Here is a 12,629-nt window from a genome sequence, read left to right as displayed (position 1 = left end):
GGTCGGGTAAGGCGTAGCCGCCACCCGACTTAGGGCATCAGACCACCATGTTGAGCAGCAGCACCCCGACCAGACCACACACCGAAATAATGGTTTCCAGCGCGGACCAGGACTTGATGGTTTCACCGATCGTCAGGTTGAAGTACTCCTTGAACAGCCAGAAGCCAGGGTCGTTAACGTGAGAGAAAATCACGCTACCGGAACCGACGGCGATAACCATCAGCTCAGGGCTTACGCCCGTGGTCGCAATCAGCGGGGCAACGATACCGCCTGCGGTGATCGCCGCAACGGTCGCTGAACCCAGCGCAATACGCAGAACCGCGGCAATAGACCAGGCCATCAGGAGCGGCGATACGTTGGTTTCATGCATCATGGCGGCGATGTATTTGTCCACGCCGCTGTCGACCAGAACCTGCTTGAATGCACCGCCACCGCCGATGATCAGGAGCATCATGGCAATGATTTTGATTGAAGAGGTCAGCGTGTCGTTGATCTGATCCATGGAGCGGCCACGGTTCAAACCGAAGGTGAACATCGCGATCAGCACGGCAATCAGCGTTGCCATCACCGGGTCACCCAGGAATTCCGCCACGGACAGGAACGCATGACCTTTAGGCAGGATCATCTCCGCCACGGCGCGCATCGCCATCAGGATCACCGGTACCAGGGAGGTCCAGACGCTGACGCCAAAGCCCGGCATCTCTTCTTCGGTGAAGGTTTTGGCGCTGTACAGACCTTCCGGAATCGGCTTATCAATGCCTTTCAGGAAGCGGGCATAAACCGGGCCGGCCAGAATCACCGTCGGGATCGCCAGAATCGTACCGAACAGCAGAGTTTTACCCATATCCGCGTGGAAGATGGTCGCGATAGCGGTTGGACCCGGGTGCGGCGGCAGGAAGCCGTGGGTCACGGACAGCGCCGCAGCCATTGGCACGCCGACATAGAGCAGCGGGATGCTCGCGGCAGCCGCAATGGTGAACACCAGCGGCAGCATCAATACGAAGCCCACTTCATAGAACAGCGCGAAACCAACGGTAAAGCCGGTTAACACCACTGCCCACTGAATGTTCTTCTTACCGAATTTGTCGATAAGCGTGGTGGCAATACGCTGCGCGCCCCCGCAGTCCGCCAGCATTTTACCGAGCATGGCGCCGAAGCCCATGATCAATGCCAGGCTGCCGAGCGTGCCGCCGACACCGGCTTTAATCGAGCTGATAACTTTCACCAGCGGCATCCCCTGCATCAGACCGACTGCAAGTGCCACCAGAACCAGAGCGATAAATCCGTTCATTTTGAAACGGATCATCAAGAGCAGTAATAACACAACACCGATAGCAACGATGACTAATGGCATGATTTACCTGGCCTTTGAATTGTTATGGGTAACGTCATTGTTTCAACGACAAATTCCGATTGTCCCAACTGGGAACAGAGAAGTAACGGCACTAATACTGATGCCTTTTAAACGATTAAGTTTAGTCGGCTGTTATGGGTGTGCTTAGTGCCCATGAGAATGATACGGGTAACATGACGTGATTGAGAATCACCCTGGCAGGCAAAATGTGAATTATGAGACGCAGGTCAACATATAGAGGGAGAGGTAAACGCAAAACGGTAACCACGAGGTTACCGTTTTTGATGTTTTCACCCTCGCACGAGGGAGAGGGCATCAGACCGCACTGTTTCTGTAGGCCCGGTAAGCGCAGCGCCACCGGGCAATACAGACGGGCGCTGAATTAGTAGTAAGAGTGCTCGCCGCGCTGGTGTTCGGTCAGGTCACGCACGCCTTTCAGTTCCGGGAACTCGTTCAGCAGCTGCTTCTCGATCCCTTCTTTCAGGGTGACATCGACCATTGAACAACCGTTACAACCGCCGCCAAACTGCAGGATGGCAAAACCTTCGTCGGTGATTTCCATCAGGGAAACACGGCCGCCGTGGCCCGCCAGCTGTGGGTTGATCTGGGATTGCAGCAGATACTCAACGCGCTCCATCAGAGGGGCATCGTCAGACACTTTACGCATTTTCGCGTTCGGCGCTTTCAGGGTCAGCTGAGAACCCAGCTGATCGGTGACGAAGTCGATCTCCGCATCTTCAAGATACGGTGCGCTCAGCTCATCAACATAGGCGGTGAGCTGTTCAAACTTAAGGGCAGTGTCAGTAGCTTCCACAGCGTCCGGAGGACAATAAGAAACACCACATTCTGCATTCGGCGTGCCTGGATTGATCACAAACACACGGATCTGCGTCCCTTCTTCCTGATTTGCCAGCAGTTTGGCAAAGTGCGCTTGTGCAGAATCGGAAATACGGATCATAGCTTTGGCCTAATAGTTGACTAAATTACCTGGGTATAATCATACGCCCATTGAAGAAGGGCTACAAGGTACGGCACAGACACCATACCTGAACCGACGCGGCGCCGCTTTGCAAAAGCAGTCGGGAAAGTTCAGCAACGGTACTGCCTGTGGTGACAACATCATCCACAATCGCGATATGGAGCCCGTCGACCGGCAATTCAAGGCGAAAGGCGTTTTTGAGGTTTCTTTTGCGAAGCCGGGCGCTGAGCTGATGCTGGATGGCGGTGGCATGAACACGTGTCAGCGCGCGGGCATCATACCGACAGCCGAGCCACCGTGCGAGGGGACGGCAGAGCAGGTCACTCTGGTTATAGCCGCGCCGCCAGTGACGACGCCGGTATAGGGGGACACTCACCACCATGTCGATTTTTGGCAGAGCCCGCTGACGTCGCGCCTGCAAAACCGCCAGCAACAGCAGGCGAGCAAGGGGCTGTGCCAGCGAGCTCTGCCCGGAAAACTTCAGCGCGTGGATCAGCCTGTTCAGCGGCGGAACATAATCATCCACCGCCACCATCGCGCTCCACGGCGGGGACTTTTTCAGGCAACGGCCACAGGGCAAAGCGGGATTCGTGGCCGGTAAACCACATTGTGGGCAGATCCCGATACGCCATTGCAGCGATCGCGTACAGACGGAGCAGATGCCCCACCCGCCTAGTGCCAGCGGCATTCGGCATAGCCAGCACAACCCAGGTACTGTTAGCATGTGCAACCTCCATGTGAAAAAAGAGAACAGTAACTGATGAAGACGCTGTGGTGGCAGACCGTCGGGACAGGAAATTGCCATCTTGTGCTGCTGCACGGATGGGGACTGAATGCTGAAGTATGGCGTTGCGTAAGCGAGGAACTCGCCTCGCATTTCACGCTGCATCTGGTGGATTTGCCAGGTTATGGCCGCAGCCGCGGTTTTGGGGCCATGTCGCTTGATGAGATGGCGGAGCAGGTTCTGAACGCTGCTCCGCAAAATGCCATCTGGCTGGGCTGGAGCCTGGGCGGGCTGGTGGCGAGCCAGATTGCGCTGTCGAGACCTGACCGCGTAAAAGCGCTGGTGACGGTGGCGTCGTCGCCCTGTTTTAGCGCGCAGGACGCGTGGCCAGGGATAAAACCCGAGGTACTGGCGGGCTTTCAGCAGCAGCTGTGCGAAGATTTCCAGCGGACCGTAGAGCGGTTCCTCGCGCTGCAGACGATGGGTACTGAAACCGCGCGTCAGGATGCCCGTACGCTGAAGCAGACCGTGCTGTCGCTGCCGATGCCGGAGGTTGAGGTTCTAAACGGCGGGCTGGAACTCCTGAAAACGGTTGATCTGCGCGAGCCGCTGGCCGCCCTGACGATGCCGCACCTGCGTATCTATGGCTACCTCGACGGAATTGTGCCGCGCAAAGTGGCTCCGCTGCTGGATTCGCTCTGGCCGGACAGCGAATCGCAGATCGTTGCCAAAGCTGCACATGCCCCGTTTATCTCTCATCCGACGGAATTTTGTTCAGCGCTGATTGCGTTAAGTCAACGTTTCGACTGATTATTTTCTATCCTGCCTGGAAAAAGTAACACACCGCAACCATACTCCAGATGTCGTTGCGGTTGTTCTGCCTACGATAATCAAAACAACAATCCTATGGAGAGTCAGGCTATGAAACTTGTTACAGGTATTGTCACTTCTCTGGTTATTGGGTCACTGTCATTTGGCGTCTTTGCGGCAAAAGAGCTGGAAAAAGATAAAGTTGCCAGCATGAATCTGACGAAAATTGGTGAGATTTCTACGTCTGACACCACCGCGCCGATGGATGCTCGCAGAGAGCTGTCGAAGAAAGCGGATGAGCTGGGCGGAACGTACTACGTCGTCACCAGTGCAGAAAAACAGACCAAAAACGTACGCGCAACGGCGGACGTCTACAAGTAATACGATAAAGCCGGGCAGCGATGCCCGGCTTTGTTAACGCAGCGTCCACCACTCCCTGAGGCAGGCCTTTCCTTCCGGACAGCTTTTACAACTGCCGGAGAGACAGCCTTCCGCGTCTTCCTGAATCCGCACGGCTTTCCCCATGGCTTCCAGTCTTTCCAGCATGGCATCGATCATCGGCTGCGGCGTATGCAGGCTGAGGCTCAGCTGTTTCGCCTCCATTCGCCCCTGCAGTGCCAGCAGGTCACGAACCTGAATCAACGATGCCATGGTTTACTCCTTAGTGACAGTCGCCCGCCGGGCTGCTGCAGCAGGTCGCGGCGGTTTTACGGTTTGCCAGCAGGTCGATGTCGACGCGGCTGCGCGCACGCCGCAGCAAACCGAGCACTATCACGTTAAACAGCACAACCGCGAGAATGCAGACCAGGCTGTAGCGCGGATGCTGGCTGAAATTAACGGTTTGATAAAAGAGCGTCGAAAGCGAGTACGCAATGTTTAACCCCCACAGGATGGAGAAGCCCATCCAGCCGCGGCTGGACTCGCGGGCAATCGCCCCCATCACGGAGATGCACGGAATGTAGAGCAGGACAAAGATGAGGTAGCTGTAGGCCGCGGACGCGCTGCCAAATTTCTCGCCCATCACGCCCATGGCTCCCGTCGCCATTTCGCCGTCGCCTTTGCTGGCCTCAATAGGGTTCGCCAGCACGCTCAGGCTGAAGGTGTCTTTCAGGCTCTGCCAGGTCTCCTCTACGGCACCCAGCAGTTCATGACCGAGATGAAACTCTGCCGGATTAAATTCCTGTTCCTGAATGTTCTCTGCGGTGTAAAGCGTGTTCAGGGTGCCGACAACCACCTCTTTCGCCATCGCGCCGGTGAACAGCCCGACGGTTGCCTGCCAGTTATCCTCATGCACGCCAATCGGTTTAAAGACCGGCGTGATGACGCGGCTGACGGAGGCGAGGGCAGAGTCGTTAATGTTATCTGCCGCCTGTCCGCTGAGGGTGAAGCTGTTCAGCGCGCTCAGGAAAATGCTGACGATGACAATCACCTTACCGGCGCGCAGCACAAAGCCCTTCAGGCGCTGCCAGGTCTGGATCGCCAGGCTTTTCAGATGCGGCACGTGATACACCGGCAGCTCCATTACAAACGGTGACGCTTCACCGCGCATGATGGTGTGCTTCAGCATCAGACCGGTGAGGATCGCCATCACGATGCCCAGCACATACAGCGAGAAGACCGCCAGCGCGCCCTGCTGACCAAAGAAGGCTGCGGCAAAGACCGCAAAGATGGCCAGACGGGCACCGCAGGACATAAACGGCGCCATCATGATGGTCATCAGACGTTCACGCGGCGCATCCAGGGTGCGTGCGCCCATCACCGACGGTACGTTACAGCCGAAGCCGACAATCAGCGGGACGAAGGATTTACCCGGCAGACCCAGCGCCTGCATCAGACGATCCATCACGAACGCGGCGCGCGCCATGTAGCCGGAATCTTCCAGGAACGAGAGGAACAGATACATCATGCCGATCTGCGGCACCAGAGGCAGAACGGTGTTGATACCGCCGCCGATCCCCTGCGCGAGGAAGATGGTTAACCATTCCGGGAAGTGAAGGGTGTATCCCACCCACTGAATGCCGTGCACGAAGACCGCGACGGAACCGGCGTCGAAAATAGGCTGGAGTGCGCCGCCGATGTTAATGGCGAGCAGGAACATCACGTACATCACCAGCAGGAAGATGGGCAAACCGAGGAAGCGGTTAAGCACGACCTTATCCACCGCCGCCGTAAAGCGGCTGGGCTCTGCCGTCAGGGCGTTACTGACAACGTCGCAAATCGAGGCTATGGCCTGGTAACGCGCATCGGCGATATGCAGCGCCGGGTCGTCCAGCTCGTCGCTAAGACGGGCTACCGTCGCGTCCAGCTTATCGGCCGCATGCCCGGCGTAAGCGCGGCTGTAGATATCCCCTTCCAGCATCTGCAGGCCAAGCCACAGGCGCTGTTTTGCTGGCATACCGGTGTCCATCTCCTGCGCCAGCACGTTGGCTTCGCGCAGGAGAGGCTGGGCGTAATGCACCAGCTCAACGTCGCGATTTCCCGCGTGACGGTCAATGGCCAGCTTCAGCGCATCAATACCGCGAGCCCGCGTCGAAACCAGCGGAACGACCGGGCATCCCAGGCGCGCGGAGAGGGCATCGACGTCGATGCGCAGCTTTTGTTTCTCTGCGATGTCGAGCATGTTGAGCGCCACGATGCAGGGGATACCCAGCTCCAGCAGCTGCAGCGTCAGATAGAGGTTACGCTCGAGGTTTGAGGCATCGACCACGTTGATCAGCAGATCCGCGTCGCCGCCAAGAATATAGTGACAGGCGATTTGCTCATCGAGCGAGGTTTGTGACGAAATGGTGGTTAAGGAGTAGGTGCCGGGAAGGTCAACCAGCGTCACCTGGTTGTCTGTCGTCGTGAACTGGCCCTCTTTACGCTCAACCGTCACGCCCGCCCAGTTGCCTACGCGCTGGCGTGCCCCGGTCAGCTGGTTAAAAAGCGTGGTCTTGCCGGAATTAGGATTGCCAATTAAGCCAATAGTTAACTTTTTCATTTTTTTAGACTCACTGAAACCGCTGGCTTGTTATCGGGATAAGGCTTCGACTTCTATTAATGCGAGGTCTTTCTTACGCAGGACCAGATTCACGCGGCGGGTTTCGATATGAACCGGGTCGCCCAGCGGCGCCACGCGCACGACCTGAAATGACGAGCCGGGCAGCATGCCCAGCGACAGCAGCTTTTGCCGATAGGCTGGGCTAATTTCGCGGGTAAAACCGGTAATCTTCCATGCACTGTCTGGAGTGAATTGCATAACGCCTGATTCCACGAAAGGTTAAATTATCTACTATGGGATGATAATGAGAATAGTTTTTATCAGCAATATTAAAACTGTGACGGAATGTTGTTTGCGGTATTAATTTACGGCCTGTTTGACCTTGCTCAATATTTGCTGAATTGCCTGGAAAACGAAAAGGGGAGTATTTGTTAACGGGGTGATAATTAGTGGTTTAAATATGGCTATGCAATCGGTTTCATATATTTCGATATGATTATTCCCCTCATCCCGGCCCTCTCCCTTCTGGGGAGAGGGTTAGGGTGAGGGGCATTTACAACCTTAGCGTTTTTTACCCATCGCAGCCGCCAGCGCATCCATCATCGCGCTGTTGCCTGCAGGCTGAGTATCACGTCCGCGCGGTTTTGCCGCTTTCGCGGCGGGACGCTGCTGTTCGCGGCCTCCGCCATTGCCGCCGCGGCGCGCGTTGGTGTCGCCCGGCTGCTCGTCCAGACGCATGGTCAGCGCGATACGCTTGCGCTGCAGATCCACTTCCAGCACTTTGACCTTCACGATGTCGCCCGCTTTGACCACGGTGTGCGGGTCTTCAACGAACTTGTCGGCAAGGGATGAGATATGCACCAGACCATCCTGATGCACGCCGATATCCACGAACGCGCCAAAGTTGGTGACGTTGGTCACCGCGCCTTCCAGCACCATGCCGGGCAGCAGGTCGTTCATGGTTTCCACGCCGTCGGCAAAGGTCGCCGTTTTGAACTCAGGACGCGGATCGCGGCCCGGCTTTTCCAGCTCTTTAATAATGTCGGTGACGGTTGGCACACCAAATTTGTCGTCGGTGAAATCAACGGCTTGCAGGTTGCGCAGGGCGCTACTGTCACCCATGAGATCTTTCAGCGCCTGCTGGGTGGCGGCCAGGATGCGTTCCACCACAGGGTACGCCTCCGGGTGCACGGTGGAGGCATCCAGCGGGTTATCGCCGTGGTTGATGCGCAGGAAGCCCGCACACTGCTCAAAGGCTTTTGGCCCCAGACGGCTCACCTTCAGCAGCTGCTGACGGTTCTGGAACTGGCCGTTCTCATCACGCCAGGCGACGATGTTCTGCGCCATCATGCGGGTTAAGCCCGCCACGCGGGTCAGCAGGGGAACGGAGGCGGTATTCAGGTCAACGCCAACGGCGTTTACGCAGTCTTCCACCACCGCATCCAGCTTGCGCGCCAGCTGAGTCTGGCTCACGTCATGCTGATACTGGCCCACGCCGATGGATTTCGGATCGATCTTCACCAGCTCCGCCAGCGGATCCTGCAGGCGGCGAGCGATAGAAACCGCCCCGCGCAGGGAAACGTCCAGGTCCGGGAATTCCTGGGCCGCCAGCTCGGACGCGGAATAGACGGACGCCCCGGCCTCGCTGACGATCACTTTCTGTGCCGTCACTTTCGGGAACTGCTTCTGCACGTCGAGGTAGAAACGCTCGGTTTCACGAGAGGCCGTACCGTTGCCGATGGCAACCAGCTCGACGTTGTATTTTTCGCACAGCGCCGCCACCACGACGGCCGCTTTCGCTGCCTGGCCGGTGTGCGGATAAATGGTATCGGTCGCCACCAGCTTGCCGGTGCCGTCAACCACAGCGACCTTCACGCCGGTACGCAGACCCGGGTCGAGACCCATTGTCGCGCGCAGGCCGGCAGGGGCGGCCATCAGCAGGTCGTGCAGGTTACGGGCGAAGACGTTAATCGCTTCATCTTCGGCGCGTTCGCGCACGGTGCCCATCAGCTCGGTTTCGAGGTGCATCAGCACCTTGATGCGCCAGGTCCAGCTTACTACGCCTTTACGCCAGCTGTCCGCCGGCGCGTTGTTCAGACGCAGGCCGAGATGGTCGATAATGATCTGCTCGCAGTGGCTCTCTTTCGGCGGCTCGTCAAACTGCGGGTCGGCGTTCAGGGAGAGCTGGAGCACGCCTTCGTTGCGGCCGCGGAACATTGCCAGCGCGCGGTGGGAAGGGGTGGTGGAAATCGGTTCGTGGTGATCGAAATAGTCGCGGAATTTCGCGCCTTCTTCCTCTTTACCCGCGACGACGGTAGAGACGATGTGGGCATTCTTCCACAGGTAATCACGCACTTTAGCGAGCAGCGCGGCGTCTTCGGCGAAGCGCTCCATCAGAATGTAGCGTGCGCCGTCGAGGGCGGCCTTGGTGTCCGCCACGCCTTTGTCAGCGTCGATAAATTTCGCCGCTTCGGTTTCCGGATCGTGCGACGGCTCGTTCCACAGCAGGTCGGCCAGCGGCTCAAGGCCCGCTTCAATCGCAATCTGCCCGCGCGTGCGGCGCTTCGGTTTGTACGGCAGATAGAGATCTTCTAATTCGGTTTTGCTCAGGGTGCCGTTAATGGCGCTTTCCAGATCGCTGGTCAGTTTGCCCTGTTCGCCGATGGATTTGAGGATCGCCTGACGACGTTCTTCCAGTTCGCGCAGATAACCGAGACGGGTCTCCAGGTTACGCAGCTGCGTGTCATCCAGACCGCCGGTGACTTCCTTACGATAGCGTGCAATAAACGGCACGGTGTTCCCTTCATCAAGCAGGCGAACGGCAGCTTCTACCTGTTCGGCTCTGGCCTGAATATCACCCGCAATAATGCGGCAGAGCGAATCATTCATCATGGCTTTATCATCTGTTGAGTCGAAAAAATCAGGGGATAGTTATACGGGCTGACACGGCAAAATGCCAGCCGGGGAGGGCGCTCTCGGACTATTTTACGTAGACGATCTCATTGACGTACCAGCTGGCTTCACCAGCTGGAGTCTGAACGATGGCCAGATCGCCCACTTCCTTTTTCAGCAGCGCGCGGGCCATCGGGGAGTCGATGGAGATGTAATCCTTACGACCAAAAATTTCGTCGTAGCCGACAATGCGAAAACGCAGGGTGTCACCATCGTCGTTTTCAATCTCCACCCACGCGCCGAAGAACACTTTGCCCTCCTGCTGCGGAGAGTAATCGACAATTTTAAGATTCTCGAGGCACTTCGTCAGATAGCGAACCCGGCGGTCAATTTCGCGTAGCCGCTTTTTGTTGTACTGGTAGTCAGCGTTTTCGCTGCGATCGCCCAGGCTTGCCGCCCAGGTCACCTTTTTGGTTACTTCAGGACGCTCTTCGCGCCAGAGGTAATCCATCTCTTTTTTGAGCTTTTCGTACCCTTCGCGGGTGATCAGGGGCGTTTTCATGGTAAAGCCTTTGCTGCCTGCCGGTTAACTGTCTTTCGCACAATACGTACCACACAGTGTAACAGACAGGATTAATAATGATTTATGTGATGAAATGAGCAGATAAGCTGCTGTTAAATATGCTTTGTAACAATTTCGACTAGAATTTATACCAGAATTAACTGGTCGAATACGTGCACTTTTTTAGAATACGCTGTTACAAAGACTATCCGAACCTTTGGGAGTACACACAATGCAAGAGAACTACAAAATTCTGGTCGTGGATGACGACATGCGCCTGCGTGCGCTGCTGGAGCGTTATCTGACCGAGCAGGGCTTCCAGGTTCGTAGCGTCGCGAACGCTGAGCAGATGGACCGTCTGCTGACCCGTGAATCTTTCCACCTGATGGTTCTCGACCTGATGCTGCCTGGCGAAGACGGGCTTTCTATTTGCCGCCGTCTGCGCAGCCAGAGCAACCCGATGCCGATTATCATGGTGACGGCGAAGGGCGAAGAAGTTGACCGTATCGTGGGCCTCGAAATCGGCGCGGACGACTACATTCCAAAACCGTTTAACCCGCGTGAACTGCTGGCACGTATTCGCGCCGTGCTGCGCCGTCAGGCGAACGAGCTGCCGGGCGCGCCGTCGCAGGAAGAAGCCGTTATTGCCTTCGGCAAGTTCAAGCTGAACCTCGGCACGCGCGAAATGTTCCGTGAAGACGAGCCGATGCCGCTCACCAGCGGCGAGTTTGCGGTCCTGAAAGCGCTGGTCAGCCACCCGCGTGAACCGCTTTCCCGTGACAAGCTGATGAACCTGGCGCGCGGTCGCGAATACTCCGCAATGGAACGCTCTATCGACGTGCAGATCTCCCGTCTGCGCCGCATGGTGGAAGAAGATCCGGCGCATCCTCGTTATATTCAGACCGTATGGGGTCTGGGCTACGTGTTCGTCCCGGACGGCTCTAAAGCATGAGGCGAATGCGCTTCTCGCCGCGAAGCTCGTTTGCCCGCACCCTGTTACTGATCGTCACCCTGCTGTTCGTCAGCCTGGTGACGACCTACCTGGTGGTGTTGAACTTTGCGATCCTGCCGAGCCTCCAGCAGTTCAATAAGGTCCTGGCCTACGAGGTCCGTATGCTGATGACCGATAAACTGCAGCTGGAGGACGGCACGCAGCTCGTCGTTCCCCCGGCGTTTCGCCGTGAAATCTATCGTGAACTGGGCATTTCGCTCTATTCCAACGAAGCGGCGGAAGACGCTGGCCTGCGCTGGGCGCAGCACTACGAATTCCTCAGCCAGCAGATGGCGCAGCAGCTGGGCGGTCCAACGGAAGTGCGCGTTGAGGTCAACAAAAGCTCGCCCGTCGTCTGGCTGAAAACCTGGCTGTCACCCAATATTTGGGTTCGCGTTCCGCTGACCGAAATCCATCAGGGCGATTTCTCACCGCTGTTCCGCTATACCCTGGCGATTATGCTGCTGGCGATAGGCGGCGCGTGGCTATTTATCCGTATACAGAACCGACCTCTGGTCGACCTGGAGCACGCTGCGCTGCAGGTCGGTAAAGGGATTATTCCTCCTCCGCTGCGCGAGTATGGCGCCTCGGAAGTCCGTTCAGTGACGCGTGCCTTTAACCATATGGCGGCAGGCGTGAAGCAGCTGGCGGATGACCGTACGCTGCTGATGGCGGGCGTCAGCCATGACCTGCGCACGCCGCTAACGCGTATTCGTCTGGCGACGGAGATGATGGGAGAAGAGGACGGTTACCTTGCCGAGTCCATCAATAAGGACATTGAAGAGTGTAACGCCATCATTGAGCAGTTCATCGACTACCTGCGCACCGGGCAGGAGATGCCAATGGAGATGGCGGATCTGAACGCGGTGCTGGGCGAAGTCGTGGCGGCGGAAAGCGGCTACGAGCGCGAGATTGATACCGACCTTCAGGCCGGTGAAATTCAGGTTCGTATGCACCCGCTCTCCATTAAACGTGCGGTCGCCAACATGGTGGTCAACGCGGCGCGCTACGGCAACGGCTGGATTAAGGTCAGCAGCGGGTCTGAGCTCAACCGCGCCTGGTTCCAGGTGGAAGACGACGGTCCAGGCATCAAGCCCGAGCAGCGTAAGCATCTGTTCCAGCCGTTTGTGCGCGGCGACAGCGCGCGCAGCACCAGCGGTACGGGCTTAGGCCTGGCGATAGTGCAGCGTATTATTGATAACCATAACGGGCTGCTGGAGATTGGCACCAGCGAGCGGGGTGGGTTGAGCATTCGCGCCTGGCTGCCGGTACCGGTGACGCGGGGGCAGGTGAAAGAGAGTTGAAAAAAGGGTGGCACGAGCCACCCTTTTTTGTAG

Annotated in this window: 12 protein-coding genes; 4 read left to right on the top strand and 8 right to left on the bottom strand. The window is 57.3% G+C overall.

Annotated features, from left to right (window positions below):
* Nucleotides 1–37 precede the first annotated feature (37 nt).
* From gntT to gntX, 3 genes are all read right to left on the bottom strand, one after another.
* Nucleotides 38–1,354 carry a gluconate transporter gene (gntT, locus tag PUP35_RS20360; protein ID WP_024907902.1) on the bottom strand — a complete coding sequence of 439 codons (1,317 nt, stop codon included), beginning with the start codon at nucleotides 1,352–1,354 and terminating at the stop codon, nucleotides 38–40.
* Nucleotides 1,355–1,736: 382 nt separating this feature from the next.
* Nucleotides 1,737–2,312, bottom strand: coding sequence for a Fe-S biogenesis protein NfuA (nfuA, locus tag PUP35_RS20355; RefSeq protein ID WP_008503055.1), 576 nt, complete (start codon nucleotides 2,310–2,312; stop codon nucleotides 1,737–1,739).
* A 61-nt stretch (nucleotides 2,313–2,373) separates the two neighbouring features.
* Nucleotides 2,374–3,057, bottom strand: a complete 684-nt coding sequence (gene gntX / locus PUP35_RS20350; protein ID WP_127732505.1) for a DNA utilization protein GntX — start codon at nucleotides 3,055–3,057, stop codon at nucleotides 2,374–2,376.
* Nucleotides 3,058–3,093: 36 nt separating this feature from the next.
* On the opposite strand from gntX, the gene bioH reads away from it, so the two are divergent.
* Together bioH and PUP35_RS20340 are read left to right on the top strand one after the other, a co-directional pair.
* Nucleotides 3,094–3,867 (top strand): pimeloyl-ACP methyl ester esterase BioH, encoded by a 774-nt coding sequence (gene bioH, locus PUP35_RS20345; RefSeq protein ID WP_274241123.1) that lies wholly within the window; start codon nucleotides 3,094–3,096, stop codon nucleotides 3,865–3,867.
* A 111-nt stretch (nucleotides 3,868–3,978) separates the two neighbouring features.
* Nucleotides 3,979–4,248 carry a YdgH/BhsA/McbA-like domain containing protein gene (locus PUP35_RS20340; protein WP_048976276.1) on the top strand — a complete coding sequence of 90 codons (270 nt, stop codon included), beginning with the start codon at nucleotides 3,979–3,981 and terminating at the stop codon, nucleotides 4,246–4,248.
* A gap of 33 nt (nucleotides 4,249–4,281) precedes the next feature.
* Here the strand turns inward: PUP35_RS20340 and feoC are convergent, their stop codons facing one another.
* From feoC to greB, 5 genes are all read right to left on the bottom strand, one after another.
* A complete protein-coding gene (gene feoC, locus PUP35_RS20335; RefSeq protein WP_274241118.1) occupies nucleotides 4,282–4,518 on the bottom strand; it encodes a [Fe-S]-dependent transcriptional repressor FeoC in 237 nt (78 codons plus the stop codon).
* 10 nt (nucleotides 4,519–4,528) lie between these two features.
* Nucleotides 4,529–6,847, bottom strand: coding sequence for a Fe(2+) transporter permease subunit FeoB (gene feoB / locus PUP35_RS20330; protein ID WP_127732501.1), 2,319 nt, complete (start codon nucleotides 6,845–6,847; stop codon nucleotides 4,529–4,531).
* Between the two features lie 30 nt (nucleotides 6,848–6,877).
* Nucleotides 6,878–7,105, bottom strand: coding sequence for a ferrous iron transporter A (gene feoA / locus PUP35_RS20325; RefSeq protein WP_008503050.1), 228 nt, complete (start codon nucleotides 7,103–7,105; stop codon nucleotides 6,878–6,880).
* A 303-nt stretch (nucleotides 7,106–7,408) separates the two neighbouring features.
* Nucleotides 7,409–9,739 (bottom strand): Tex family protein, encoded by a 2,331-nt coding sequence (locus PUP35_RS20320; protein WP_115876851.1) that lies wholly within the window; start codon nucleotides 9,737–9,739, stop codon nucleotides 7,409–7,411.
* Between the two features lie 88 nt (nucleotides 9,740–9,827).
* Complete coding sequence (greB, locus tag PUP35_RS20315; RefSeq protein WP_111963763.1) at nucleotides 9,828–10,301, bottom strand: transcription elongation factor GreB; 474 nt, start codon at nucleotides 10,299–10,301, stop codon at nucleotides 9,828–9,830.
* A 232-nt stretch (nucleotides 10,302–10,533) separates the two neighbouring features.
* On the opposite strand from greB, the gene ompR reads away from it, so the two are divergent.
* Both ompR and envZ read left to right on the top strand, forming a co-directional pair.
* Nucleotides 10,534–11,253: an osmolarity response regulator transcription factor OmpR gene (gene ompR, locus PUP35_RS20310; protein WP_001157751.1), complete on the top strand. Its 720-nt coding sequence runs from the start codon at nucleotides 10,534–10,536 to the stop codon at nucleotides 11,251–11,253.
* The gene (gene envZ, locus PUP35_RS20305) at nucleotides 11,250–12,596 is read left to right on the top strand and encodes a two-component system sensor histidine kinase EnvZ (RefSeq protein ID WP_023309494.1); all 1,347 of its coding nucleotides are present in this window, start codon (nucleotides 11,250–11,252) and stop codon (nucleotides 12,594–12,596) included. The genes ompR and envZ overlap by 4 nt, the downstream gene beginning before the upstream one ends.
* The last annotated feature ends 33 nt before the right edge of the window (nucleotides 12,597–12,629 follow it).

The sequence above is a fragment of the Enterobacter sp. S-33 genome, assembly GCF_028735835.1.
Lineage (GTDB): Bacteria > Pseudomonadota > Gammaproteobacteria > Enterobacterales > Enterobacteriaceae > Enterobacter > Enterobacter vonholyi.
The sequence above is the reverse complement of the archived record's forward strand: the minus strand, read 5'-3'. Positions and strand labels throughout refer to the sequence as shown.

Bases quoted from the DNA above. Each gene is read 5' to 3' on its own strand.
- PUP35_RS20320 (WP_115876851.1), bottom strand. From the start codon at position 9,739: ATGATGAATGATTCGCTCTGCCGCATTATTGCGGGTGATATTCAGGCC.
- ompR (WP_001157751.1), top strand. From the start codon at position 10,534: ATGCAAGAGAACTACAAAATTCTGGTCGTGGATGACGACATGCGCCTG.
- feoA (WP_008503050.1), bottom strand. From the start codon at position 7,105: ATGCAATTCACTCCAGACAGTGCATGGAAGATTACCGGTTTTACCCGC.
- greB (WP_111963763.1), bottom strand. From the start codon at position 10,301: ATGAAAACGCCCCTGATCACCCGCGAAGGGTACGAAAAGCTCAAAAAA.
- gntX (WP_127732505.1), bottom strand. From the start codon at position 3,057: ATGCTAACAGTACCTGGGTTGTGCTGGCTATGCCGAATGCCGCTGGCA.
- envZ (WP_023309494.1), top strand. From the start codon at position 11,250: ATGAGGCGAATGCGCTTCTCGCCGCGAAGCTCGTTTGCCCGCACCCTG.
- gntT (WP_024907902.1), bottom strand. From the start codon at position 1,354: ATGCCATTAGTCATCGTTGCTATCGGTGTTGTGTTATTACTGCTCTTG.
- PUP35_RS20340 (WP_048976276.1), top strand. From the start codon at position 3,979: ATGAAACTTGTTACAGGTATTGTCACTTCTCTGGTTATTGGGTCACTG.
- feoC (WP_274241118.1), bottom strand. From the start codon at position 4,518: ATGGCATCGTTGATTCAGGTTCGTGACCTGCTGGCACTGCAGGGGCGA.
- feoB (WP_127732501.1), bottom strand. From the start codon at position 6,847: ATGAAAAAGTTAACTATTGGCTTAATTGGCAATCCTAATTCCGGCAAG.
- bioH (WP_274241123.1), top strand. From the start codon at position 3,094: ATGAAGACGCTGTGGTGGCAGACCGTCGGGACAGGAAATTGCCATCTT.
- nfuA (WP_008503055.1), bottom strand. From the start codon at position 2,312: ATGATCCGTATTTCCGATTCTGCACAAGCGCACTTTGCCAAACTGCTG.